Raw genomic sequence first — 23,842 nt, 5'->3', positions numbered from 1 at the left:
CCATTGTCCAATCGTATAAATTTTTCCGTTTTTGGTATCGAGATAACCCGTCCGGTCTGAGCCATAATTGGGTTCGATAAAACTGTATTCGATCTTCAACTTAACCTGGCCGCCATTGGCATTTAGGTTTTGCGGGAGATAAACCTGCATCCGGGTATCGTTGATCATAAACTTAACGTCGGTTTCGGTGGATTTTCCTTTTCCTCCGGATACTGTTTTTACCGACTTAATTTTATAACCGGCATCAAAAACCTGACCGCGGCCACCATTTCGGCTGCCTGTTGTAGGAATGATGGCCGAGCCGCGCGAATCCTGGCGAAACAAGTTCTGGTCCAACTGCATCCACAGAAAGCCTAATTTATCCGGGCTGTTGTTGGTATAAGTCAGAATTTCCGTTCCGGTAATTTCATTGGTTTGATCGTTTAACGAAGCAGAAAGCTGGTAATCGGCCCGGTTTTGCCAGTATTTTGGCCCTGGCTGTCCGCTTGCCGAACGGTATTCGTTGCCGTTCTTCGTATAGAAAAAAGGCGCAAAAGCATCATGATAATTGTAGTTGGTTTGGATGGTTGGTTCCTGTATGCGGTTAAAATCAGGCCGTCCAGTTCTTGCAGAGGCAGCAGCAGGAGTTGTTGCAGGCGGCGTGGTTTGTGCAGAAGCCAGATCAGCAAAAAACAGCAGGCCAAGGGCAAAAGCAGGTAAAATGTTTAATTTCATTAGTAGTTGGTTATTTTCCGGATAGCTAAATTAAGGCATAATTAAGCAAAAAACCGTTAAACCAATTGGAAGTAAACCGATTGTTACCAAAAGCAGCGGAAGAAATGAAAAGTACACTAATTTTTACCCGATAAAAACAGCATCCGGTATTTGCCTTCCTCAAAACCCAAAACCAATTGATCCTCAAATTCTAAAACCGGCCTTTTGATCATGCTGTTTTTATCATGCAAAATTTGTAATGCTGCTGCTACGCTGGTGATGCTGGCTTTAGTTTCGGCAGGCAACTGTTTCCAGGTTAAGCCTTGTTTGTTCAGCAGTTTTTCGTAGCCAACTTTTGCGCTCCATTCCTGCAATTTCTCCGCAGAAACCCCTTCCTTTTTAAAATCGTGGAAAGTAAATTCAATGTTGTTTTCCTTCAACCAATCCAATGCTTTTTTTACTGTGCTGCAATTTTTGATGCCGTAAATATTCATTAGGCGAAGTTAATTACTCGTGGTGCTTTTTCCGCCGCTTTTGGTATCATCGTTATTGATGCCGCGCTGGTTCTTTTTGATATCACCGTTAAGCTTTCCAAACTTGTAACTCAAACTGATGCGGTAATTGCTGTAACGGTTTTGGTTGTGCGAAACCTGGTAATAATCGGGCGTAGCGGTATATTGCGTAAACTGAAAACGCTCTTTGAAAGGATTGCTTGCGGCAATTGCAATCGTCAGTTTTTTCTTCAACAACTCTTTGGAAGCACTGTACGAGGTAAAAATAAAATGGCTTGATTTTCCCTGCAAAAGCACATCGCCGCTAAAATAACCTGCATCAAAACCAAAACGGTAACCATTGTTTAGCTTGTAGCCCAAATTGGCAAAAGCATTGCCCGTAATGCCCTGGTTTTTATACAATTGCCCGTTGTAACTTCCTTCGAGCCAAATCTGGTTCAATTGTGTATTTACACTTAAAGACAAATTTTTAAAGAAGGTATAATTAGCGCTTAAATTTAGCCCCAAACTTTTATTAGAACCTAAATTTTGATACGTAGATGTGGTAACCGTATCCTGCTTGCCCGCCGTATTGGTTGCCAAACTGATGTTGCTTACGTTTTGAATGGAGTTGTTGGAAAACGCATAACTGGTGCCAATATTGATGGAACCTTTTGCAAAATTACTGTACGTTAATTCGAAAGTATGGTTTAGTTCGGGCTGCAAGTTGGGGTTGCCGGTGCTGATAAACTTGGGGTTGGATTGATCTACAAAAGGGTTTAATTGCCAAATTCCGGGCCGTTGGATGCGCTCGGTGAAGCCAAAGTTTAGGCTGCTGGTTTTAAAACTGCGCAGCAAAGATACCGACGGGATAAAGTTGTTATAATCCTGTTTGATCGCGCTTCCTACAGAAGTAAAATCGGCATTAATGGTGGTGCGCTCCAAACGCAAACCGGCTTTGGCCGTCCATTTTGTTAGTTTCAGTTGGTAAGAATTGTAAAAGCTGTACACATTTTGCTGATAGCTGAAATCATTGGTTTGCTGCGGATTAACCTCGTACAAACCAGTTGCACTATTTAAATTTTCGCTGGTAAAAGCACTATAATTATCGCGCAATATGGCTTTTCCACCTGCTTCAATATTGAACTTTTTAACCGGATGAACATAATCCAACTGATAAGTTTGCACATTGCTGCCCGCATTGTTATGCTGCTGGTAATTGGGCAAAGGATAATTGATGGCATCGGAAATATGCACATCGTTAAACTGCGTACTTGGCGAATGGCTGTACTTGTAAGAAAAAGTAAGCAGCCGGTTTTTATCCTTTTTAAAGCCCAATTGATAGTTAAGCGCCGCATCCAAACCCGTCCAAGTGTTGTTTCCATCATTAATAAAATGGTAAAACTGCGTTAAATCGCCAACGCCGTTGCGCTGTGCCGATTGCTGGTCTGCGCCTTGCTTAAACTTGCCTTTGTTAAAATCTATCGAGCCGGTAACCAAGTTCAGCGTATCAATTTCATAACTCAGTTCGGCATTCAAATAAGTGTAATTGCCGCCAAAAGTATTGGTCCCGTTTTGGGCCAAAACAGATTGGTCGCGGGTAAAAGTTTGCGTGTTGTCAAAAGGATTGATTTGCCTTTGCTGCTTGCCGATACCCGCATAACCAGACACGCCAAACTTGCCTTGCTTAACCGTTCCGTTTAAATTTACGCCCGGCCCCCAAACCGTATTTTCCCGCAAATTAATGCTGCCGTTATAACCCTGGTCCGCATTTTTTTTGGTGATGATGTTGATGATCCCGGCCAAACCTTCCGCATCATATTTTGCAGGCGGCGTGGTGATGACTTCAATCCTTTCGATATTGGCAGCAGGCATTGCCTTAAAAACATCCGAAGGGTTTTTGGCCACCAAGGAAGATTCTTTACTGTTGATCAAAATCTTATAATTCCCGCTGCCTTTCAGTTTGATATTGTCTTGCGCATCTACCGAAAGCATCGGCACTTTGCGCAACATATCCAAAGCCGTTAAAACCGTACTTTCTGGGTCGGCCTGCACATCATAAGCAATGCGGTCAACTTCGCGTTTCACAATCGGCCGCGCCGCAACCACCGAAACTTCTTTGAGTTGATTGCTGGATGCAGCTAAATTTATCTTTCCCAAATCCAAAGTTTCCGATGCTTCTTTTACCGGCAAAATTTTGGTGGCGTAACCCACATAAGCAATATTAATTTTGTAGCCAGCAGCAACTGCAGTTTGGATTTGAAAAGCGCCATCGTCTTTCGTCAGCGTACTTTTTACGGCTTTTCCGGCTGCATCTTTTAAAATCACGGTAACGTAACCCAACGGCGTTTGCTTTGCCGAATCAATCACCGTCCCTTTAATGGTTAAAGTTTTGTTTTGTGCCGATGTTGCATATCCAAAGCAAACCAGGCAAAAGAAAAAAAGTAATCGTTTTAGCATAAGATAGTTGTGATGTGGCCAGCAAGGTAAATATTAAAACACCAGTTTTTTATCAATTTAACTATTTTTAACTAAATGGATAGTTTTTAGACCGCTTCTAAAATTTCCCTGCTTTTGATAAGATCGAAGAACGGCGGCAAACGTTACAAAAATTAAAGCTTTTATTTTTTAGGTTGGTTTTATTTGCCTGTTGTTAAGCGTTTCCCTTCCGAATGCGCCCCAAATTCCGGCGCGTACATGCTTTGAACCGAAGTGATGCCGGTAGAAAAACTGCCCGGTTGCGCAACGCGCAAATCATACTCAAAAACATAATTTCCTTTTGGCAGATAACTGATAAAAAAATTGGTGGCCACATCTTTGGTTACCTGATAATAATACAAACCGTCCTGGTATTTATAGGTAGAAAGCACATCAACCGGTTCGGTTCCGGCTGGCCGCATGTCTTTTAAATGCACGTATTCAAAATTGCGGTCGGCTTTTAAATAAACCACAATTTTCAACAAATCGCCAACTTTAGGCTGATGGTTTTGATCCACAGCAACCAACATTTCACCGCTATTATTTTTGCTTCGGATAAAATATTTCCGCTCCAAACTGATGCTGTTTTTAGCCCCCGAAATTTTGTCTAACCGCTCCAAATATTGCCAGTACAAAGCGCCCCAACTGATGACGTTGCTTTGGTTTTTAATTTCCACTTTTCCGAGTTCGGGTTTAATTTGTTCCTGCTGCCAGGTAGTTTTGAGATAACCTGTCCCCGCATCTTGCTTCAAATCCGGCTTCAAATCGTACAAATTTTTACCGCCTAAAAGAAGCATCGTTTTGCCTTGCGGCTGCAGCCAGTTTTCTCCGCGCAGCAACAACGCATAACAAGCCTGCGCCGTGGCTTTGGTGGTTTTCCAGTTGTTGGTTTGCTTGTTGCGCAGCAGCCAGATTTTCATTTCCTCAACCTCTTTGGTTTTTCCGGCTTCGGCAAAAAGCTCGATCAGCAAACTTTGCGTTTCCACCGGGTTTTGGTACCAAAAATAACCTAACTGGTTTTTCGGCCAATACATGCCCAATTCTTCGGATTGCTGCGACGTTTCAATTAAAGAATTGATAATTTGCTGTGCTTCTTTTACCTGTTTAAAATGAAGGAAAGTTAAAGCGATCAAACCTTTTTCATAAACGCTGCGCTGCATCCATTCGGCGTTTGCTTTTTGCTGATACTTTTTCCAGGTCAATTTCAAAGCATTGTTCATTGGTTTTTGGGCGAAGTAACTGCGCACGTACCAACCATGGATTTCTATGGAAGACAGTTCTTCAGACACCAATTTTTTACCGATAAAAACAGTATGCTCCGGTTTGATAAGTTCCTGATCGAAATAATTCAAAGCTCTATCAGTTAGAGTTTTTAAAGTTGGGTTTGAATTATCAACTGCTTTTGCCGCATACAACTGACCAATCCCGGCCAAAATATATTGCGTGATATAACGGTCAGCACGCAAACCGGCAAACCACGGAAAACTGCCGTCCGCTAATTGCATCTGCTTTAATTTATCCAAGTTGATTTGCAATTCGTTGCCCATTTTGTTGAGGTCGAACAACAAAGCAATCCGTTTTTTCTGTTCCGATTCGTTTTCCGCATCGCGCAGCCAAGGCGTTTCTTCAATCAAAACCGATTTCAGTTCCTGGTTTTTTTCGAGGTTAGAAAGCAGTTCTTTAAAATCCGTTTGTTTCCACCGCTCAAAAACCTGCTGAATTACGGGCAAACGTTTTACCAAAGAAGTAGCCAGGCTGTTGGCAAAATAGCGGTTAAAAGTTTGCTCCGAACTTGTTTAATATCCAATTTTAAGCGGTTGATGATTGCCACCAAAGCATTTTCTTCCAGATAAGTTTGCAAATTCATCCGGTAAACGGCTGCGCGGATTTGCTGTGGCGCGTTATGGTTTTTCTGGGAAAGTTGATCCAGCTTTTCCACTTCTTTTAAAGCTGATTTGGGCAATCCGGCTGCCGAAAGCGAATCAATACGGTTGATTAAGGCATCATAAACTTTTTGCTGCGCCGAAACTTGCTGCGTTAAAAACGATAGGCAGCCAACAAGGACAACAATTTTTATATGGTAAAAGAAGCATCCGGAAAACATGGCAAGGAATAAGGTTTGGTGCCGGTAATATACACAAGATTTTGGATTTAAACTGGCTGACAACCTTCATTTTCCCTTCAAAACAAAACCTGAAATTATTAATTTTGACATTCCTTTAGCGTTTAAATCCTTAAATTTGAGCTTCCTTAAAAATAAACCCTTATATGGAATATGATGTAATTGTGATCGGTTCTGGCCCCGGCGGTTATGTAGCGGCAATCCGTTGCGCACAGCTTGGTTTAAAAACGGCCTGTATCGAAAAATATTCGACTTTGGGCGGCACTTGCTTGAATGTAGGCTGCATCCCGTCTAAAGCTTTGTTAGATTCTACCGAACATTTTTTTAATGCCGCCCATACTTTTGCCGCACACGGTATTCATATCGAAAATTTGAAACCGGATTTGGCGCAAATGCTTAAACGCAAAAACGAAGTGGTAGAGCAAACCACCAGCGGCATTGCGTTTCTGTTCAAAAAAAATAAAATAACTTCTTACCAGGGCATTGGTTCTTTTATTGATAAAAATACCATCAACGTAAAAAAAGCCGACGGTTCTGATGAGCAAATCACCGGTAAAAATATAATCATCGCTACCGGTTCAAAACCTTCAACATTGCCTTTTATTCAGGTTGATAAAAAACGCATTGTTACTTCTACCGAAGCTTTAAATCTGCCCGAAATCCCCAAACACATGATTTTGATTGGTGGCGGTGTTATCGGTTTGGAATTAGGTTCTGTTTATGCACGTTTAGGCGCTAAAGTTTCGGTGGTTGAGTTTACCGATGCGATTGTAAACACTTTAGACCGCTCTTTATCAAAAGAATTGCAAAAAGTGCTGACTAAACAAGGCATGACTTTTTACCTGAACCACAAGGTTACCGGCGCAACCGTCAACGGCGATGAAGTTACGGTTACGGCGGATAGTCCGAAAGGTGAAAAAATTGAATTGAAAGGCGATTATTGTTTGATGGCCGTTGGCCGCACGGCTTACACCGAAGGCTTGGGCTTGGAAAAACTCGGCATCGAACTGCAACCTCGCGGCAATAAAATTCCGGTGAACGAACATTTGGAAACCTCTGTTCCGGGCGTTTACGCTATTGGCGATGCGGTAAAAGGCGCGATGCTGGCCCACAAAGCCGAAGATGAAGGTACATATGTGGCCGAAATTATTGCCGGACAAAAACCGCACATCAACTATAATTTAATTCCCGGCGTAGTTTATACCTGGCCGGAAGTGGCTACGGTTGGCTACAGCGAAAAGCACTTGAAAGAAAAAGGCGTGAAATACAAAGCTGGTTCTTTCCCGTTTAAAGCCAGTGGCCGATCTCGTGCGAGTATGGATACGGATGGTTTTGCGAAAGTTCTGGCAGATGCCGAAACAGATGAAATTCTGGGTGTGCATATGATTGGTCCGCGCGCTGCCGACGTGATTGCCGAAGCGGTTGTAGCGATGGAATTCCGTGCTTCTGCCGAAGATGTTGCCCGTATTTCTCATGCGCACCCAACTTATACCGAAGCGATTCGGGAAGCGGCGATGGCGGCTACTGAGAATCGGGCGATACATATCTGACCAGAATTGTCTGTATCAGAATTTTTAGAATTTTAGGATTAGCAGAATTCTTGTTTGCTGAATTTTTAGTGGTAAAAGAAGCATTGGCCAAAAACTGATGCTTCTTTTATATGTTGTTTTTTATATTGATTTAAGTGATGGCTGTCGTATTTCCAATTCTGATTATCCTACTAACTATTGCTGGGATGGAAGTCATTTCCTGGGCAATGCACAAGTATCTTTTCCACGGGCCGCTTTGGTTCATTCACAAAACACATCATCAGGAACGCCACGGTTTTTTCGAGCTGAACGATATTTTCAGTTTGCTTTTTGGTTTGGCAGCGGTTGGCTTAATGTGGTTTGATAAAGAAAACCGCAGTTATCCTTTCTGGATTGGCGCTGGTATTAGCGTTTATGGCATTATTTATTTCATCTTCCACGATTGGTTTATCCACAACCGTTTTAAAGCTTTTAAAAGCCGCAATAAGTATTTGTCCGGCATTCGGCGTGCGCACAAAATTCACCATAAATCAACGGAGAAAAACCCTTCGGAAGAGTTTGGGTTGCTGGTGGCAAGTAAAAAGTATTTTAAGAATACGAAGTAATTTCAAAAACACCTGATTCGGGATCGAGCAAAAAATTTTTGATTTGTTCTTCTAAATTAATAAGCGTTGATGCAATATCGGCAGTGGTAAGGTTACCCGTTCTCAACCAAATAACTTTTGGTGGAGATCCATATAAGTTTTGTATAGCTGTAAAATCTTCGTCAAAAGTTAAAATGTGATAACTGTTATTTTTGGCAAAACTCCAGATTGCATAATCAGAACTTCTTTGATTTAAAACGATTTGATTAGCTGGCAATATTGTCCAATGTTTAATTAAATTTTGATACGCCAGGAAATATTTTCATCAGCAACTATCCTAATCTGCTCAGGCAATTCTAACTTTCCTTTCTCTATCTGCTGCATAAGCTAAACAAGCATAAATGTCGTTCTCTTTTAGCTGCGGAAAATCCTCCAAAATCTCTTGAATAGTTAAACCGGAAGCAAGCCAATTTAAAACATCGTAAACACTAATGCGGGTGTTTTTAACAACAGGTTTACCAAATCTGATTTCCGGATTAATTTCGATGAAGTCTTTATAATCAACGATCTTTGTCATAGATCAAATATAAGCAATCAGTTCTTGGCTACAATTAACCTTAATAAAACTTAATTTCCGAAATTTGTGCTTTAGATTAAAATCTCCATGCTCCAACTCCGCGAAAACGTTTCCCTCAAAAATTTTAACACTTTCGGCATTGATGTTTATGCGCGTTACTTTGTTAAAATTGCATACGAAGACGATTTAAAAGAGCTTTTCCTCGACCCAAAATGGCTGCAAATTCCGCGTTTGGTTTTAGGCGGAGGAAGTAATGTGTTGTTTACCAAAGATTTTGAAGGATTAGTAATCCGAATGAATATCCGCGGAATCGAACATCGCATCAATCATGAAGAAGTTTATGTTGAAGCTGGTGCCGGCGAAAACTGGAACGAACTGGTGAACTATTGCGTGGGCCATAATTTCGCCGGGATGGAAAACCTGAGTTTGATCCCGGGTTCTGTGGGCGCTTCCCCGGTACAAAATATTGGCGCTTACGGTGTGGAGCTGAAAGATGTGTTTGATTCGTGCCGCGCTTTTGAAATCTCGACCCAACAAATAAAAACCTTTGTAAAAGAAGCATGTGGTTTTGGCTACCGCGAAAGTGTGTTTAAAGGCGAACTGAAAAACCAATTCATCATCACTTCTGTCAAATTTAAACTTTCGCTTCAACCCAAAGTCAATACAACATACGGTGCCATTAAAGATGAACTGCAAAACCGCGGCATCAGCGATCCAACGATCAGCGATGTTTCTAAAGCGGTTTCGCAAATCCGGGTTTCTAAACTGCCCGATCCTTCTACCATTGGTAACGCGGGCAGCTTTTTTAAAAACCCGATTGTTGGTTTAGCACAATTTATCAGGCTAAAAGAAGTATTTCCTGATGTGGTTAGCTTTCCTGCGGGAGAAAACCAAATAAAATTGGCTGCCGGTTGGTTGATTGAACAATGCGGCTGGAAAGGAAAAGTGGTTGGCCAAACCGGGACTTATAAAAACCAGGCCTTGGTGCTGGTGAACCATGGCGGTGCCAGGGGTGCCGAGATTTTTGCGTTATCGTCGCAAATCATAGACAGCGTGTACAATAAATTTGGCGTTGTGTTGCAAAGAGAAGTCAATGTTTTTTGATTCCATCCTGCTTAACACAAATTTAATATAGTCCCGAATATTTAATATTGATCTAAATACGTCTTCTGCCGAATATGGTTTTAAAGTTGATGCATTAATCCGTAACTACTTTAAATACAAGCAATTATTTATCTAAACCAAACTTTGGCGATACTTCTTTTTACTACAACAATTTAATTTTTATTTAAAATTGGATCAAAAATTTTCACTGTAACCAGTTTTGTTTTCTATACAATCCAAAATCCGGTCTCGAAATTGTATAACTGAAAACACAAATAGTTTTTAAAACCACAGTAAAAATTTGAACAATGACAAAAATAGAATTTAACACCATGGTATTGCGTCAGGCAGGTTCTTTAAGGTCTTATGCCCTTCATTTCACCCATGATGCTGACGATGCAAACGATTTAGTGCAGGATACAATGCTTAAAGCCATTACTTATTACAACAAGTTTAAGGAAGGCACTAATTTAAAAGGTTGGCTGTATACTATCATGAAAAACACCTTCATCAACAACTACCGCCGCTTTGTTAAAATGAGCACATTTGTAACTAAATCCGAAGAAATTTCTTCTGCAAACCTGGTGTTCAGTTCTACTAAAAATCAAGGAGAATCTAAGTTTGTAATGGATGACATCAAACGTTCTTTAGATAAATTGCCTGAAGAATATTATGTACCTTTTACCATGTATTTTGAAGGCCACAAATACCATGAAATTGCCGATCATTTGGCTATCCCGATCGGAACGGTAAAAACCCGCATTCACGTTGCACGCAAATTGTTAAAGAAAAACTTGAAATCGTACGATAACGGTGTTAAAAAACCGGTGTACGCAATGGAAGATTAAATTCAAATCACACTCAACATATATTACAGAAAAAGCCCGATACGTTGGGCTTTTTTCGTTTGTAAGGATTTCTGCTGATGCTTCTTTTATCGGTATTTTTTTGATGCTTCTTTTACCGCATTAATTTCATTGCCTCTTGCGCTGCAACCTGGCCAGAAATTAAAGACGGCGGCACACCCGGACCAGGAACTGTTAACTGGCCGGTAAACAGTAAATTTTTTATCTTTTTAGATTTCATGGCTGGTTTAAAAAAAGCGGTTTGGCTTAAAGTGTTGGCTAAACCATACGCATTGCCTTTAAAAGAATGATAATCGGTAATGAAATCTCGGTGCGCATAACTTCTTTTTAAAATGATGGCATCTTTAATTTGCTGTCCTGTAATTTTTTCAAAACGGTTAACCATTAAATCGAAATAATATTCGCGCGTAGCTTCCTCGTCTTTTAAATTTGGCGCAACTGGCATCAGGAAAAATAAATTTTCGCAACCTTGGGGCGCAACAGAAGCATCCGTTTTTGAAGCACAGGAAACATAAAACAAAGGCTTTTGCGGCCATTTTGGATGGGTATAAATTTCTTCGGCATGTAATTCAAAATCTTCATCAAAAAATAAATTATGATGTTGGATGCCGTCCACTTTTTTGTTCAAACCAATATAAAACAACAAACTGGACGGCGACATGGTCCGGCTGTCCCAATATTTTTGATCATAATTCTGGTCGGCTTTGTCCAATAAAGTTTGGTCAACGTGTTCATAATCTGCACCGGCAATTACAAAATCAGCATTTATAATTCCCTGGTTGGTGATGACGTATTTTACTTTGCCATTTTCCGTTTCAATTTTTAAAACTTCGTGGTTTAGTTTGATTTCCACGCCTTGCTCTGATGCTGTTTTTACCATCGCTTTTACAATTTCGTGCATCCCGCCCATCGGATACCAGGTTCCTAAAGCCAAATCGGCATAATTCATCATGCTGTACATGGCCGGCGTATTTTGCGGCGTGGCCCCCAAAAACAAAACCGGAAATTCGAGCAGTTTGATCAGCTTTGGATTTTTGAAATATTTGCGTACATGCTTGCTCATGCTCGTCAGCATTTGGATGCGGAAACTTGCTGCAATCAACCTAAAATCAATAAATTCGGTGATGGAATGCGAAGGACGAAAAACATATTCGCCCATGCCAACTTTGTATTTGTAAGCGGCCTGCTTTAAAAACTCGCGCAGGTTTGCGCTGCTTCCGGGTTCTTCCTGTTCAAAAAGCTGTTCTAATTGTTGCATGGAAGCCGGGATTTCCATCACATCATCCTTTCCAAAATAAATTTGATAACCGGGATCCAGTCTTTTCAAATCATAAAAATCGGCAACCTTTTTTCCGAACAAAGCAAAGTAGTTTTCGAAAACATCAGGCATCCAATACCAGCTCGGCCCCATATCAAACTTAAAACCTTCGCTTTCCCAAACCCTTGCCCGTCCGCCAGCCTGGTCGTTTTTCTCCAAAATAGTAACGTGGTAACCATTTTTTGCCAAAACTGATGCGGCAGACAATCCGGCAAAACCAGAACCAATCACAATTATATGCCGATCATTTTTCATTGCCAAGAATAAACAGCGTTGTAACAATTTGTTTCAGCGCTGCCGCAAAGAAACAAAAGCAACAGGATATTTGTACATTTAAGTATATGCCTTTAACGCAATGAACCTCTACAACGAAACTTGTTTTGAGTGCAGCAAAATCATCACCAATAAGTACAGTACTTCTTTTAGCAAAGGAATTAAGACGTTTGCCAAGCGCTTTCAATATCCCATTTATGCGGTTTATGGTTTTGTGCGTTATGCAGATGAAATTGTAGATACCTTTCATGGTTTTAACAAAGCACAATTGATCGGAGAATTCAGGACGGTAACTTTTGAAGCGATTGAACGAAAAATCAGCCTAAACCCAGTTTTGCAATCTTTTCAAAAAGTGGTAAACACTTACGGCATTGATTTGCCTTTGATTGATGCCTTTTTAAAATCAATGGAAATGGATTTGGATAAAACCAACTATACCGACGACGGCTACAAAGAATACATTTACGGTTCGGCGGAAGTGGTTGGCTTGATGTGTTTGCGGATTTTTTGTGAAGAAGACGAAACGTTGTACAACCATTTGGTGCCAAAGGCAAGAAGCTTGGGCGCAGCTTTCCAAAAGATCAATTTTTTGCGCGATATCAAATCGGACTTTGAAGAACGCGGCCGTACTTATTTTCCGGCGGTTGATTTTACTAAATTTAATGAACAGGAAAAAAAGCTGATCGAAGCCGACATTAAAAAAGATTTTGACGATGCGCTGGAAGGAATTTTGCAGTTGCCGGTTGGCGCGCAGTTAGGCGTTTATATCGCTTATGTTTATTACCTCGAACTTTTTAAAAAGATCAGGGAAACGCCTGCCGAAGTGATTATGCAAAAACGTATCCGCGTTTCCGACAGGCAGAAAATGTTCTTGTATTTTCAGGCTTACGTGCAGCAAAAATTTAAGGTGATTTCATGAAGCTTTTCAACTTAAATTTCTTCGTGCTGTTTTTGCTTTTCACGGCAAATTCTTTTTCGGTTTACAGTCAGAAAAATGAAGTATTGGAAATTAGAAAAGGCATGTTGCTTGCCATTAAAAGCCCGAAAGCAACAGATTCTTTGTACAAAAATTTGGATGCAATCAACAAAAAAACGCCTTTGGTTTTAGGTTATTTTGGCGCTTTACAGGCATTGAAAGCGAAAGACAGCTGGAACCCGTACAAAAAAGTAAAGCTGCTTGTTGCTTCGCACAAAACGATGGAGCAGGCTGTTAACGCCAGTCCGAACGATATGGAAATCAGGTTTTTGCGCTTTTCGATCCAGTTTTATTTACCGGGTTTTTTAGGCTTGAGCAAGGATATGGCCAGCGATAAAAACATGCTCATCCAGCAGTTAAAACAAAAGCATTATGGTTTGGCCGATAAAGATTATTTAAAGAACATCATTAAATTTATGGTTGATTCTAAACAATGTACGGCGCAGGAGGTTGCTTTTTTACACGAACAATCGGCCGCACTAAAGTGAAATACGCTTACCTGTTAATCAATTTTCTGAGTGTTGTTTTTCCGCTGCTGCTTTCGTTTGATAAACGCGTCCGGTTTTACAAAAGCTGGAAATACATTTGGCCGGGCTTGTTCATCACCGGTTTACTTTTTTTGGTTTGGGATGTTTTTTTTACGGTAAAAGAAGTATGGTCTTTCAACCCAAATTATATTTTGGGCATCAATTTTTTCAGGCTCCCACTGGAGGAAATATTGTTCTTTTTAACCATTCCGTTTTCCTGCATTTTTATTTATGCCTGCCTCAATTATTATGTAAAATGGCAAATCCCAAACCGTGTTATCCGGATTTTAAACAATACGCTCATCCTTGCTTCGGCAGTAATTTTAATTTTTTTTCATGACCGGCTTTACACCTTAATCAACTTCGGAACACTGGTTTTACTGCTTCTTTTACTACAGTATTTTTGGAAAGTGAAATGGCTTAATCGTTTTTATCTGGCTTATTTTGTTTCGTTAATTCCGTTTTATATCGTTAACGGCATCCTCACTTCTGTGCCAATTGTAAGTTATAACAATGCTGAAAATTTAGCAGTGCGGGTTGGAACGATTCCGGTGGAAGACCATTTCTACCTGCTGTCATTATTGCTGATGAACGTTGCTTTTTTCGAATATTTTAAAAAGCGGGATGCTTCTTTTATCACTATAAAATGAGTGAACTTCCGATTTATACAAAAAACCAACTTGCCTTGCGCAACGGGCAAGACAAGCCGGAAATTTGGGTGGCGTACCAAAACATCATTTACGATGTAACCGAAAGTGGCCTGTGGAAAAACGGCAAGCACTACGAGCATTGGGCCGGCCAGGATTTGACCGAAGAACTGGAAGATGCGCCGCACACGTATGCTGTTTTTAGCAGGCTAAAAGTGGTGGGGAATTTAAAGTGATCTTCTTCAGATCAAAGAATAACTTGTGCAAATCTGTAAACCATTTTAATTTTAACCTCCTGATATCACTACTGTTTTTTTGTATGCTAAAAGAAGCATTGTATTTTTATGAGCTTTAATAACTATGAAAACAACAGCACAGGGAATCGTTTATGACAGTTTGGAAGAACAGTACCATCACCTGAACATTTCTACCAGCCTTATTAACCCGTCGTCTGATTTTACTATTTTCAATTTAGCCGATCTTGCTGTGCCATTACCTTTTAGTTTGCCCCCAAGCCGGTTAAATTTTTTTGTTTTTGGCTTTATTAAAAATGCACTCGGACAATATGTAATTGATGAACACACTTTTCCAATGCTGCCCGGCACCATTTATTTCACGAACCCGGGCCATTACCGCTCTTTTGAATATACCAGTATTGATGAAGTCTATCTAATTACCTTTACCGAATCATTCTTAAAAGAAAATGTTCATGCCGATATCTTTGATGAGTTTCCGTTTTTACTGACCGAAACCTTTCCGGCAATGACTGCAACATTAGAAATCTTTGCGCAATTTGAGCGGCTTTACCTACAAATATATCAGGAATACGTATCCCGATCACCCTTTCGCAAAAGGCTGATCGGAACGCTGTTTGTTGCCCTCTTGCTTAAGTACAAGGAATATTTCTGGCTGGATTACAATACCATTTATGAAGGCAACAGGGGATCAGATATTGTCAAACACTTTAAACTGATGATGGAAAAACACTACCGGAACCTGGCCGACGGCACAGCGAAGCAGGTGTTCAGATTGCAAGATTATGCCGAAGCCCAAAACCTGCACCCAAATTACCTGAGTAACGTGATCAAAACTAAAACAGGAAAAGCCATTGGTACCTGGTTGGCAGAAAAAAGCATTGCCGAAGCTAAATCCTTGTTGCAGAACTCGTCCATAGCCGTCAAAGAAATTGCTTATCTCCTGGGATTTACGGATACTGCGCACTTTAGCAACCACTTTAAAAAACATACAAACAGCTCTCCCGCAGCTTACCGGACTGCCCATATCAAAGCCTAACCCTAAGATATTACAACAGCTGCTGTATTATCTACAATAGCAGGGGGTAAAGTAAACATGATCTTTGTACTGTCAATAAGGACAAATACAAAATTAAAAACAACATGAATACATTATCAGAAAAAGTAGTTTTAGTAACCGGTGCTTCCAGGGGTATAGGTGCGGCTATTGCAAAAAGGCTGGCAGAAGCAGGCGCCAAAGTAATTGTTAATTATGCAGGAAGCGTTGAGGCTTCCGAGCAGGTAGTTAATGCCATTAAACAGACCGGAGGCGATGCTATCGCTATTCAGGCCGACGTGAGCAAAGCAGTTGAGGTGGAACGCTTGTTTGACGATGCTATTTCCCATTTCGGCCGTATAGATGTATTGGTGAACAACGCGGGCATTATGATCACCAAACTGCTTAAAGATACTACCGACGAAGATTTTACCCGCCAATTTGATATTAACGTAAGAGGGACTTTCAACACAATGCGCCAAGCTGCTACCAGGCTGGCAGACAAAGGGAGCATTATCAACTTCTCTACTTCCGTAAACCGCATCATGCTGCCTACCTACAGTACGTACGTTGCCACCAAGGCCGCCGTTGAACAATTAACCCGTGTGTTTGCCAAAGAAGTTGGCACCAGGGGCATTAATGTAAACTCCGTATCGCCAGGCCCAACCAACACTGAACTGTTTACCAAAGGCAAGCCGCAGGAAGTGATTGATCGCTCGGCGTCCCTGTCTGCTTTTAATCGTTTGGGAGAGCCGGATGATATTGCCAAAGTTGTAGTTTTTCTGGCAAGTGATGAGGCGAAATGGATCAGCGCGCAAAACATTGGCGCAAATGGCGCAATGGCTTAATTATATATTCTGAAAAAAATATGAATTCATTAAAAAACAAAGTGGCTTTGATCACTGGTTCTGCCCGTGGCTTGGGAAAAGCCGTTGCAGAACGTTATGCTGCATTAGGCGCAAACATTATTATTAATTATTCCCGCGATAAAGCATCTGCTGACGAGGTTGTAAGCAACATTGAAGCAATGGGCGTTAAAGTTGTTGCTATACAGGCCGATATCAGTAAGGTAGCAGAAATTGAACACCTTTTTGAGCAGGGCAGGCAGGCTTTCGGCAAAATTGATATTGTTGTTTGCAATGCAGGAATTGAACTGGTTGATGTACCTGTGGTTGATTTTACAGAAGAGCAGTTTGACAAATTGTTCACGCTAAACACTAAAGGCACTTATTTTACTATGCAGCAGGCGGCCAAAGTAATAGCTGACGGAGGCCGAATCATCAATATTAGTTCAAGTACAACTGCCTTCCCTTTTGAGGGCGTAGCAATATATGGCGGCAGCAAAACTGCCCCAAAATATTTAGTCGAGGTATTGGCCAAAGAAATCGGCCGGGAGGTAACAGTAAATTCAATTATCCCTTATGCCGTTGACAATGCCGGTATTTTTACCAATCAGGACGAGCCTTCCCGAAAATGGCTGATAGAAGCCAACCCAATGAAACGGCTGGCTGAAGTAGAAGATGTGGCCAACGTAGCCGAGTTCTTTGCGAGTGAATTGTCTTCCTTTGTCAATGGCCAACACCTGTTGGTTAACGGTGGTGCCAGCCATTGATGCATAGTTGACATCCGGCTATGCCTTTGATTGCTTAGTGCTTATTAACTTAAAGCTTGTTTAAATTTATATCAGAACAATTTATAATGCTTCTTTTATCACCTAAAAACTGGTAAGCCTTTGGTTTTAAATTTTATTTAAATGGATGCAAAGACCAATTTTTATAGGGTAAAAGAAGCATTGCATCAATTCTAAATATACCGAAGGATTTGATATAAACTTTAAACAGGCTCAATTTTCAACTTTTATATGTTAACCCAACAGCTAACAGTAGCGGATATTTTAAGCTGTCCGCTACTGTTTATTTAATTACAGCTCAATTATACTATTTATGAATTTTAAGAATAACACAATCCTGATTACCGGCGGTGCCGGAGGCATCGGGCTTGCACTTGCCCTGCGTTTATACAAGTCCGGAAACGAAATTATTGTTTGTGGCCGCAGGTTGGATGCGCTGCAAGCAGCACAGGCGCAAATGCCGGGCTTGCATGTTTACCAGTGCGACCTGGCCAGTACTTCAGAACGCATAGCACTTGCAGTTTGGGCAACAGAGAAATTTCCGAAGCTCAATGTACTGGTGAACAATGCAGGCATTCAAAATTTTGTTCAACTGGACAAGGCCGACAATAGTTCTGAAGGTTGGGCGAAACAGCGTGAAGAAATTACGATCAATTTTGAAGCACCTGTACATCTGACCACTCTGCTTTTGCCTCATTTAAAGGATCAGGATGAAGCGGCTATCATCAATGTAACTTCGGGGCTGGCATTTGTTCCTTATACAGCCGTTCCTGTTTACTGCGCTACCAAAGCAGCACTGCATTCCTTTACATTATCACTTCGCCACCAGCTAAGGGCAACAGGCGTTAAAGTCCTGGAAATTGTGCCACCCGCTGTGAATACAGATTTAGGAGGGCCGAGCTTGCACACTTATGGGGTTCCGGTCAATGATTTTGCAAACGCAGTGGTTGACCGGCTGGCGGCAGGTGAGCAAGAAGTCGGTTTTGGCGGATCAGAAGAGATGCGCAAATTTGGCCAACCAGAAATCGAAGCCCGTTTCAAAATGCTTAACGGCCGTTAATTGACAAGCAGATTACGGCTTCTTTCTTAGCCCGGAAATTGATACGTCCGATCTATGCAATGCTTCTTTTATCACCCTAAAACCTTGCCATGTGCCAAGCTTTTTTACGATAGCAGCAACGGTTACAACACAAAATTTATGGGGATAAAAGAAGCATCTAACTAAATTTGTACCATGTAGGTTTAGATTTGAAAACTGCTAAGCTGCACAAATTCTTCTACCCTGGCCGCAATTTCTTTCTGCGTTAAGTTTTTCAGTTTTTCTGTTCCGAATTTCTCTACGCAAAAAGAAGCTAAGGCTGAACCAAAGATGACGGCGTTTTTCATATTTGAAAAATTAACGGTTCCAACTTTAGCGAGATAACCAATAAAACCGCCGGCAAAAGTATCGCCTGCACCCGTCGGGTCAAAAACATTGGCCAAAGGCAAAGCCGGTGCCGAAAAGATTTTGTCCTCGCCAAACAGCAAAGCACCGTGCTCTCCTTTTTTGATGATCAAATATTTCGGGCCCATTTGCAAAATTTTAGATGCTGCTTTTACCAGTGAAAATTCGCCGGAAAGTTGCCGCGCTTCGGCATCGTTAATGGTTAAAACATCAACAGATTTTAAGGTAGCCAACAAATCATCCAAAGCAATATCCATCCAAAAATTCATGGTATCAAGCACGATTAATTTGGGGCGGGTTTTTAAGCGATCGATAGCAGTTTGTTGAGTTGTCGGAGTAAGGTTTGCCAATAAAAGATATTCACAATCCTGATAAGCAGCAGGTATAATCGGATCAAAATCTTCTAACACATTTAGTCCTGTTTCCAGTGTGTCGCGATTATTCATATCATTATGATATTTACCAGACCAGAAAAAATTCTTTCGATCTTCAGCAATCTGCAATCCTTCAATATCAATGTTATGCTCTTTCCATAACGTTAGTTCTGACTTTGGAAAATCCCCTCCAATAATTCCAACTACTTTTACTTTATTAAAAAAATATGAAGCCGCCAAACATGCAAAAGGCGCAGCACCACCAACTACTTTTTCTACTTTACCAAAAGGTGTTTCTATATTATCTAAAGCGATAGATCCAATAACAACTAAGCTCATCAAAAAAATATTTTTAAATTATCGCACAAATATTGTGATTATAAACCGGAAATTATACTTTTGCACCACTCTAACAAACCACAACACTCCCGAATAGCTCAGCTGGTTAGAGCATCTGACTGTTAATCAGAGGGTCGCTGGTTCGAGCCCAGCTTCGGGAGCTTGAAAATCAAGCAATTAGCCTCATCTTTTAAGGTGAGGCTTTTTTATGTGCACAAAACTTGCACAAAAACCACAAAGACTTTTAGATTTTACGTAAATATCAATTTCAGCGTCTATCAAGCATGTATTAAAAACAACCGGGTATTTTCGGTAGAGAATTTAGGTTGCCTTAAATCTTCAACTTCTGATATTTTTTATTTTTCGATGAGGTAGATAATTTTGTTTAATGTTTGTTGCTATGTATCATTTGAAAGAGTTTCTAATTCGCTTACAAACAATCGAACTGCGGCTAACGACACACCAGTTGTATAATGAGAAAGCGCGTACCGCTAAGGATAATGAAGCGGAAGCGTATGACCTGAAGCACGAGTCAGGGCATTACGACGCCTTCCCGTTTAAAAGCGAGTTGAGGGTATTAAAAGATTTGGCAGTAATCGATCTCATTACGTTGCCGAAAGATATAACGGCTTTAACCATGCAGCAAGTTGATAAATTACAGCAGCGGTTCAAGAGCTTTTGGATAAACTATCAGAACAACTACCAAAACAGTCAGATTTATCCGGTAAGTTATCTGGATGATATCAAGCTAAACGATTTGTTTATTACCCATAACATCAAACCGGGACCAAATAAAACTCTTGTCGATGGGTTATTTGTCGATGACCTCGCGGAATCCGTCAAACTTCGTGAGATGTTTCTGCAAGAGATGCTTTTAGAAGTAAAAGCCATTTTAAATAAGCCTGAGGGATTATTAAATTTTAAGGAAAATGAACCTTTTAAAAATGAAAATAAAGGATCTGAACTGTTAGAGCAAGAACTATCTTCCAACGTAAATATTGTTAAATTTCCCATTTTCACAGGTAACACGTTAGATACCTTTATTCAAATCGTAAAAAACTATTTCTCTTTAGAAGATCAGGCTTTTTTATTTCCACTTCTGCATGATAATTTAAAACTGGAACGTTCATTGGTATTTAAAGGTAATGGTAACCAGCTTGCTGATGCCTTTAAACAATTATATGAGGCAAACTTTATTGTTGGATGCGCAAAGACCGATTTAGAAGAATGGATTTCAATCAATTTTGAGTACGTCTACCGGAACCAGCGAAAAACACTGCCTGTTAATTATCTTAATTCGATTATTTCTTCCAATACAAAGCCTTGCCAGTCGCCGATTTTGGACATTAAAAAGCAGCATGATGGCACTTTTGTTATTGTTCCAGCATTAAGAGGTAAAAAAAAACAATAAATAAAGGTAGGTTAAGAGTAGGCTACAGGTTTCCCCCCTTGTAACCCTGCAAAACAAGCCACTACCATTGCAGCATAAACAATTAATGCACAATGGAAACACTCACCTTTGAACAGCTGCCCCAGGCAGTCACCAAGCTCCACGAAAAACTAAACAGTATTGAACAGTTACTGCTGGGCAGGCATGAACAGGCACCCCAGCTGGACGAACTGCTATCGGTTTCTCAGGCCGCCAAGTTCCTGAACCTGTCCGTCCCTACCCTTTATAGCAAAGTAAGTAGGAAGGAAATCCCGGTCAACAAGCAGGGCAAGCGGCTTTACTTTTATAAAGCCGAGCTTGCCCAATGGATCAAGGCCGGAAGAAAGAAAACGGCAGCAGAATTGCAGCAGGAAGCTACCGATTTCCTGGCTGAAAGAAAAAGAAAACCCTCTTCTTTTTAATACTGCTGCCATGTCTGAAAGCAATATTTCTTCAGTAAACAACCCTGAACAGTACATCCGTATCGGCACCAGTTATTACAAGACAGTAAAGAAACCTCTTTCATCTGGCGATGTAATGACGATGCTACTGCCCTGGTCATCAGAGTGCATCAAGCAGGACCATGGGAAATCCTTTTTGTCAGAGATACCGAAGTATGACGGCTTCTGCTTCGTACCCAACCATTTAAACTATCAGCGGATCGTTAGTGGCTTCTATAACCGGTATTACCCTTTTTTGCACGGGCCAAAAGAAGGCAGGCCAGAGAAAACGCTTGCTTATCTGGAGCACATCTTCGGCGACCAGCTGGAATATGGTTTGGACTACCTGAAGATCCTGGTCGAAATGCCCACGCAGGTATTGCCTATCCTTTGCCTGGTCAGCTCAGAACGGAACACCGGTAAAACAACATTTCTGAATCTGCTGAAAGCCATTTTCGGGGATAACATGACGATCAATACCAACGAAGATTTCCGATCCAACTTCAATGCGGAATGGGCACATAAAGTGATTATTGGTGGACGAAACTTTTCTGGAACGTAAGGAAGATTCCGAGCGGCTCAAAAACCTGAGTACGGCCAGCTTTTACAAAGCGGAAGCCAAAGGCCAGGACAGGCAGGAAATCGAGTTTTTCGGAAAGTTCATTTTGTGCAGCAATAACGAGGACAACTTCGTATTGGTCGATCCGGGCGAAACGCGGTATTGGATACGTAAAGTACCGGTTTTAGCGAAAGACAACCAGAACCTGCTATCAGAGCTAAAAAAGGAAATTCCTTTCCTGATCCACTACCTGCAAAACCGGAAGCTTTCTACCCACAGGCAAAGCAGGATGTGGTTTACTGCTGCGCAGATCGCAACGCCCGCTTTGAAGAAGGTAATCCGCCAAAACCGGAACAAGCTGGAAACGGAAATTGCAGGGTTGCTACTGACAATTTGTGATGAAAAGGAACTTTCCGAAATCAGGTTTTGTGTAGGTGACGTGCAGGACTGGCTCAACCGGAAAGGATTTCGTAACCATGATTCTGCTGCGATCCGGCGGGTACTCCAAAACGTGTGGAACCTGAAGCCTTCTGACAATTCCAACGCCTATACGCAGTACCGGCTAGCAGGAGACGGCAGCATATACGAGGCCAGCGGGAAAGGCAGGTTTTATACGATGGATGAAAAAACGGTTCTGAAACTGAACGATTCCTGATGATTTTGATGACAGCATACTTATTCTTTTAATAATCAAAAAGATACAGTCATCAAAAGTTCATCAAACCCTCATCAAACAAGAACTACTGATGAAAGGAAAAAGACCTGTTTTTATTTTGATGACAGCTTTGATGAAGGAATAATGCTAGGTAAGTAACTGTAATAAAAGCAATTAACGGGCTTTTCATCAAATCATCAAAAAAACGCGCCGTTTGTACCCACCGGCTTTTTCAGGTAACAAGTACTGTTCCCGAGCTTAGAATAATCGCCGGGAAACAAGAATCAAAAAACATTCAACAATTAACCAAATGAACATTCAGCAGATCAACAATAACTTACAGATTAAAGATTTTTTAGAAAAGTCAGGGATTAGCCCGGCACACGGGCGAGGAAACCATTACTGGTACATCTCTCCTATCCGGGAAACGGAAAGCACACCTTCATTTAAAGTAGATACCGTAAGGAACAGGTGGTATGACTTCGGTGCAGGCGAAGGCGGTAAACTGTTCGACCTCGCCAGAAGGCTTTACGGGAGTAATGACATTAGCGAAGTGATCAAAAAGGTAACCGATCTATTTTTGCTTTCATCAGCAAATAACGGTTATAGCATAACTGGTACCAGTAAGCAGCAACAGGATTTCTCTCGTAAGCAGGATATAAGAAACGATAGTGGCAATTTTAGTAACGCCAGTAACCGAAACAGGCTAAACAGCAATAAGGAGAAAATAGAATCTTTAGCCGAAAGCCCACGAATTATCATTGAAGCGGCCAGACTCTGGGCGTAAGTCATGCACCAATCCGATATCTAAACCATCGTGGTATTAGTAAACAAACGGCAAGTGCTTATTGCAGGGAGGTGGGTTTCAGCATTGCAGGTAAGGGTTATTCGGCAGTCGGTTTTGAAAACAGGTCAGGAGGATACGAATTGCGCAATGGCTGGTTTAAAGGTTCCTCCTCTCCTAAAGACATTACTTTTATTGCGGGCGGCTCCAATGCTGTTTGCCTCGTGGAGGGCTTTATGGACTTTTTGTCACTATTGGAACTACGGGAACAGGTGCACCTGAATGCAAATTTTCTCATCCTGAATTCTGTTGCCTTGCTTGGCAAAAGCCTGGAAATTTTGAAAGCTCACAGAGATGTTTTTCTTTTTTTAGACCACGACAAAGCGGGAAAAGAAACTGCCGAAAAACTTATAGCAGCAGGTATCAACGGAATTGATTCTTCCGGTTTTTACCAGGGGTTCAAGGACGTAAACGAGTACTTGATTAGCCAGCAATTACAATCAGAGAAAAGGTCTTTCATGCGAAGGTAGGATAACGGAATTACAAGAAAGAACAAGGCCAGTAATGGTTTTTCCGGGAAAACAACAGGCAATTTCAGGACGTGAAAGCGAAGCCAAACAAGATGGGCAGATATAGCGATCCGGTCTGCGACGTGTAAGGAGCGAGTTAATGTTTTTGCTACACAAAAACCCGGGTTACCTCCTTCTGGGAGG

26 protein-coding genes, 1 tRNA gene and 1 pseudogene are annotated in these 23,842 nt (G+C 41.2%); 19 read left to right on the top strand and 9 right to left on the bottom strand.

Annotated elements, in window-relative coordinates:
- The 5 genes and pseudogenes from Q0192_RS01665 to Q0192_RS01645 form a co-directional block, all read right to left on the bottom strand.
- Window positions 1–714, bottom strand: a pseudogene (locus tag Q0192_RS01665) (M1 family peptidase); the annotation flags it as partial.
- Window positions 715–830: 116 nt separating this feature from the next.
- Window positions 831–1,187, bottom strand: coding sequence for a Spx/MgsR family RNA polymerase-binding regulatory protein (locus Q0192_RS01660; RefSeq protein ID WP_299285108.1), 357 nt, complete (start codon window positions 1,185–1,187; stop codon window positions 831–833).
- A gap of 9 nt (window positions 1,188–1,196) precedes the next feature.
- Window positions 1,197–3,644, bottom strand: coding sequence for a TonB-dependent receptor (locus Q0192_RS01655; protein WP_299285105.1), 2,448 nt, complete (start codon window positions 3,642–3,644; stop codon window positions 1,197–1,199).
- Between the two features lie 179 nt (window positions 3,645–3,823).
- Complete coding sequence (locus Q0192_RS01650; protein WP_299285102.1) at window positions 3,824–5,392, bottom strand: hypothetical protein; 1,569 nt, start codon at window positions 5,390–5,392, stop codon at window positions 3,824–3,826.
- A 5-nt stretch (window positions 5,393–5,397) separates the two neighbouring features.
- Complete coding sequence (locus tag Q0192_RS01645) at window positions 5,398–5,766, bottom strand: hypothetical protein (protein ID WP_299285099.1); 369 nt, start codon at window positions 5,764–5,766, stop codon at window positions 5,398–5,400.
- Window positions 5,767–5,930: 164 nt separating this feature from the next.
- Between Q0192_RS01645 and lpdA the strand changes: the two genes are divergently transcribed.
- Together lpdA and Q0192_RS01635 are read left to right on the top strand one after the other, a co-directional pair.
- Window positions 5,931–7,334, top strand: coding sequence for a dihydrolipoyl dehydrogenase (gene lpdA, locus Q0192_RS01640; RefSeq protein WP_299285096.1), 1,404 nt, complete (start codon window positions 5,931–5,933; stop codon window positions 7,332–7,334).
- Window positions 7,335–7,471: 137 nt separating this feature from the next.
- Window positions 7,472–7,918 carry a sterol desaturase family protein gene (locus Q0192_RS01635; protein WP_299285093.1) on the top strand — a complete coding sequence of 149 codons (447 nt, stop codon included), beginning with the start codon at window positions 7,472–7,474 and terminating at the stop codon, window positions 7,916–7,918.
- On the opposite strand, the gene Q0192_RS01630 is transcribed toward Q0192_RS01635, so the two are convergent.
- Window positions 7,902–8,174, bottom strand: a complete 273-nt coding sequence (locus tag Q0192_RS01630) for a DUF5615 family PIN-like protein (protein WP_299285090.1) — start codon at window positions 8,172–8,174, stop codon at window positions 7,902–7,904. The two genes, Q0192_RS01635 and Q0192_RS01630, sit on opposite strands and share 17 nt — an antisense overlap.
- A gap of 69 nt (window positions 8,175–8,243) precedes the next feature.
- Window positions 8,244–8,474 (bottom strand): DUF433 domain-containing protein, encoded by a 231-nt coding sequence (locus Q0192_RS01625; protein ID WP_299285088.1) that lies wholly within the window; start codon window positions 8,472–8,474, stop codon window positions 8,244–8,246.
- Window positions 8,475–8,561: 87 nt separating this feature from the next.
- Here Q0192_RS01625 and murB point away from each other — a divergent pair, with 87 nt between their 5' ends.
- Together murB and Q0192_RS01615 are read left to right on the top strand one after the other, a co-directional pair.
- Window positions 8,562–9,578, top strand: coding sequence for a UDP-N-acetylmuramate dehydrogenase (gene murB, locus Q0192_RS01620; RefSeq protein WP_299285085.1), 1,017 nt, complete (start codon window positions 8,562–8,564; stop codon window positions 9,576–9,578).
- 308 nt (window positions 9,579–9,886) lie between these two features.
- Entirely contained in the window at window positions 9,887–10,426 is a 540-nt protein-coding gene (locus tag Q0192_RS01615) for a sigma-70 family RNA polymerase sigma factor (RefSeq protein ID WP_299285082.1), read from the top strand.
- Window positions 10,427–10,538: 112 nt separating this feature from the next.
- Here the strand turns inward: Q0192_RS01615 and crtI are convergent, their stop codons facing one another.
- Window positions 10,539–12,017: a phytoene desaturase family protein gene (gene crtI, locus Q0192_RS01610; protein ID WP_299285079.1), complete on the bottom strand. Its 1,479-nt coding sequence runs from the start codon at window positions 12,015–12,017 to the stop codon at window positions 10,539–10,541.
- Between the two features lie 100 nt (window positions 12,018–12,117).
- Here crtI and Q0192_RS01605 point away from each other — a divergent pair, with 100 nt between their 5' ends.
- The 8 genes from Q0192_RS01605 (at window position 12,118) to Q0192_RS01570 (ending at window position 18,165) form a co-directional block, all read left to right on the top strand.
- A complete protein-coding gene (locus Q0192_RS01605) occupies window positions 12,118–12,954 on the top strand; it encodes a phytoene/squalene synthase family protein (RefSeq protein ID WP_299285076.1) in 837 nt (278 codons plus the stop codon).
- Window positions 12,951–13,499 carry a hypothetical protein gene (locus Q0192_RS01600; protein WP_299285073.1) on the top strand — a complete coding sequence of 183 codons (549 nt, stop codon included), beginning with the start codon at window positions 12,951–12,953 and terminating at the stop codon, window positions 13,497–13,499. The genes Q0192_RS01605 and Q0192_RS01600 overlap by 4 nt, the downstream gene beginning before the upstream one ends.
- Window positions 13,445–14,188, top strand: a complete 744-nt coding sequence (locus Q0192_RS01595) for a lycopene cyclase domain-containing protein (protein WP_299285070.1) — start codon at window positions 13,445–13,447, stop codon at window positions 14,186–14,188. Before Q0192_RS01600 ends, Q0192_RS01595 begins: the two co-directional genes overlap by 55 nt.
- Complete coding sequence (locus Q0192_RS01590; RefSeq protein ID WP_299285067.1) at window positions 14,185–14,421, top strand: cytochrome b5 domain-containing protein; 237 nt, start codon at window positions 14,185–14,187, stop codon at window positions 14,419–14,421. Before Q0192_RS01595 ends, Q0192_RS01590 begins: the two co-directional genes overlap by 4 nt.
- Window positions 14,422–14,545: 124 nt before the next feature.
- The gene (locus Q0192_RS01585; protein ID WP_299285064.1) at window positions 14,546–15,478 is read left to right on the top strand and encodes an AraC family transcriptional regulator; all 933 of its coding nucleotides are present in this window, start codon (window positions 14,546–14,548) and stop codon (window positions 15,476–15,478) included.
- Between the two features lie 104 nt (window positions 15,479–15,582).
- Window positions 15,583–16,323, top strand: a complete 741-nt coding sequence (locus tag Q0192_RS01580; protein WP_299285061.1) for an SDR family oxidoreductase — start codon at window positions 15,583–15,585, stop codon at window positions 16,321–16,323.
- Window positions 16,324–16,343: 20 nt separating this feature from the next.
- On the top strand, window positions 16,344–17,087 hold the full coding sequence (locus Q0192_RS01575; RefSeq protein ID WP_299285058.1) for an SDR family oxidoreductase: 744 nt from the start codon (window positions 16,344–16,346) through the stop codon (window positions 17,085–17,087).
- 331 nt (window positions 17,088–17,418) lie between these two features.
- On the top strand, window positions 17,419–18,165 hold the full coding sequence (locus Q0192_RS01570; protein WP_299285055.1) for an SDR family NAD(P)-dependent oxidoreductase: 747 nt from the start codon (window positions 17,419–17,421) through the stop codon (window positions 18,163–18,165).
- Between the two features lie 182 nt (window positions 18,166–18,347).
- Here Q0192_RS01570 and Q0192_RS01565 read toward each other — a convergent pair whose 3' ends face one another.
- Window positions 18,348–19,262 carry a PfkB family carbohydrate kinase gene (locus Q0192_RS01565; RefSeq protein WP_299285052.1) on the bottom strand — a complete coding sequence of 305 codons (915 nt, stop codon included), beginning with the start codon at window positions 19,260–19,262 and terminating at the stop codon, window positions 18,348–18,350.
- 87 nt (window positions 19,263–19,349) lie between these two features.
- On the opposite strand from Q0192_RS01565, the gene Q0192_RS01560 reads away from it, so the two are divergent.
- The 7 genes from Q0192_RS01560 to Q0192_RS01530 all read left to right on the top strand — a co-directional run bounded on the left by Q0192_RS01560 (window position 19,350) and on the right by Q0192_RS01530 (window position 23,659).
- Window positions 19,350–19,423: transfer RNA gene (locus tag Q0192_RS01560), tRNA-Asn, on the top strand.
- Between the two features lie 248 nt (window positions 19,424–19,671).
- Entirely contained in the window at window positions 19,672–20,673 is a 1,002-nt protein-coding gene (locus Q0192_RS01555; protein ID WP_299285049.1) for a hypothetical protein, read from the top strand.
- 92 nt (window positions 20,674–20,765) lie between these two features.
- The gene (locus Q0192_RS01550) at window positions 20,766–21,113 is read left to right on the top strand and encodes a helix-turn-helix domain-containing protein (RefSeq protein WP_299285046.1); all 348 of its coding nucleotides are present in this window, start codon (window positions 20,766–20,768) and stop codon (window positions 21,111–21,113) included.
- Window positions 21,010–21,693: a primase-helicase family protein gene (locus Q0192_RS01545; RefSeq protein ID WP_299285042.1), complete on the top strand. Its 684-nt coding sequence runs from the start codon at window positions 21,010–21,012 to the stop codon at window positions 21,691–21,693. The genes Q0192_RS01550 and Q0192_RS01545 overlap by 104 nt, the downstream gene beginning before the upstream one ends.
- Window positions 21,668–22,345: a primase-helicase family protein gene (locus Q0192_RS01540; RefSeq protein ID WP_299285039.1), complete on the top strand. Its 678-nt coding sequence runs from the start codon at window positions 21,668–21,670 to the stop codon at window positions 22,343–22,345. The genes Q0192_RS01545 and Q0192_RS01540 overlap by 26 nt, the downstream gene beginning before the upstream one ends.
- Window positions 22,346–22,655: 310 nt before the next feature.
- Entirely contained in the window at window positions 22,656–23,132 is a 477-nt protein-coding gene (locus Q0192_RS01535) for a CHC2 zinc finger domain-containing protein (protein WP_299285036.1), read from the top strand.
- Window positions 23,133–23,203: 71 nt separating this feature from the next.
- A complete protein-coding gene (locus Q0192_RS01530) occupies window positions 23,204–23,659 on the top strand; it encodes a toprim domain-containing protein (protein ID WP_299285034.1) in 456 nt (151 codons plus the stop codon).
- The last annotated feature ends 183 nt before the right edge of the window (window positions 23,660–23,842 follow it).

Source organism: uncultured Mucilaginibacter sp., assembly GCF_937859865.1.
In the GTDB taxonomy this organism is placed as follows: domain Bacteria; phylum Bacteroidota; class Bacteroidia; order Sphingobacteriales; family Sphingobacteriaceae; genus Mucilaginibacter_A.
This window is presented reverse-complemented; position numbering and strand designations above follow the sequence as displayed.

Excerpts from the sequence above, each read along its gene's own strand:
- Q0192_RS01660 (WP_299285108.1), bottom strand. The coding sequence starts at position 1,187 with ATGAATATTTACGGCATCAAAAATTGCAGCACAGTAAAAAAAGCATTG.
- Q0192_RS01655 (WP_299285105.1), bottom strand. The coding sequence starts at position 3,644 with ATGCTAAAACGATTACTTTTTTTCTTTTGCCTGGTTTGCTTTGGATAT.
- Q0192_RS01645 (WP_299285099.1), bottom strand. The coding sequence starts at position 5,766 with ATGTTTTCCGGATGCTTCTTTTACCATATAAAAATTGTTGTCCTTGTT.
- lpdA (WP_299285096.1), top strand. The coding sequence starts at position 5,931 with ATGGAATATGATGTAATTGTGATCGGTTCTGGCCCCGGCGGTTATGTA.
- Q0192_RS01635 (WP_299285093.1), top strand. The coding sequence starts at position 7,472 with ATGGCTGTCGTATTTCCAATTCTGATTATCCTACTAACTATTGCTGGG.
- Q0192_RS01625 (WP_299285088.1), bottom strand. The coding sequence starts at position 8,474 with ATGACAAAGATCGTTGATTATAAAGACTTCATCGAAATTAATCCGGAA.
- murB (WP_299285085.1), top strand. The coding sequence starts at position 8,562 with ATGCTCCAACTCCGCGAAAACGTTTCCCTCAAAAATTTTAACACTTTC.
- Q0192_RS01615 (WP_299285082.1), top strand. The coding sequence starts at position 9,887 with ATGACAAAAATAGAATTTAACACCATGGTATTGCGTCAGGCAGGTTCT.
- crtI (WP_299285079.1), bottom strand. The coding sequence starts at position 12,017 with ATGAAAAATGATCGGCATATAATTGTGATTGGTTCTGGTTTTGCCGGA.
- Q0192_RS01605 (WP_299285076.1), top strand. The coding sequence starts at position 12,118 with ATGAACCTCTACAACGAAACTTGTTTTGAGTGCAGCAAAATCATCACC.
- Q0192_RS01600 (WP_299285073.1), top strand. The coding sequence starts at position 12,951 with ATGAAGCTTTTCAACTTAAATTTCTTCGTGCTGTTTTTGCTTTTCACG.
- Q0192_RS01595 (WP_299285070.1), top strand. The coding sequence starts at position 13,445 with ATGTACGGCGCAGGAGGTTGCTTTTTTACACGAACAATCGGCCGCACT.
- Q0192_RS01590 (WP_299285067.1), top strand. The coding sequence starts at position 14,185 with ATGAGTGAACTTCCGATTTATACAAAAAACCAACTTGCCTTGCGCAAC.
- Q0192_RS01585 (WP_299285064.1), top strand. The coding sequence starts at position 14,546 with ATGAAAACAACAGCACAGGGAATCGTTTATGACAGTTTGGAAGAACAG.
- Q0192_RS01580 (WP_299285061.1), top strand. The coding sequence starts at position 15,583 with ATGAATACATTATCAGAAAAAGTAGTTTTAGTAACCGGTGCTTCCAGG.
- Q0192_RS01575 (WP_299285058.1), top strand. The coding sequence starts at position 16,344 with ATGAATTCATTAAAAAACAAAGTGGCTTTGATCACTGGTTCTGCCCGT.
- Q0192_RS01570 (WP_299285055.1), top strand. The coding sequence starts at position 17,419 with ATGAATTTTAAGAATAACACAATCCTGATTACCGGCGGTGCCGGAGGC.
- Q0192_RS01565 (WP_299285052.1), bottom strand. The coding sequence starts at position 19,262 with ATGAGCTTAGTTGTTATTGGATCTATCGCTTTAGATAATATAGAAACA.
- Q0192_RS01550 (WP_299285046.1), top strand. The coding sequence starts at position 20,766 with ATGGAAACACTCACCTTTGAACAGCTGCCCCAGGCAGTCACCAAGCTC.
- Q0192_RS01535 (WP_299285036.1), top strand. The coding sequence starts at position 22,656 with ATGAACATTCAGCAGATCAACAATAACTTACAGATTAAAGATTTTTTA.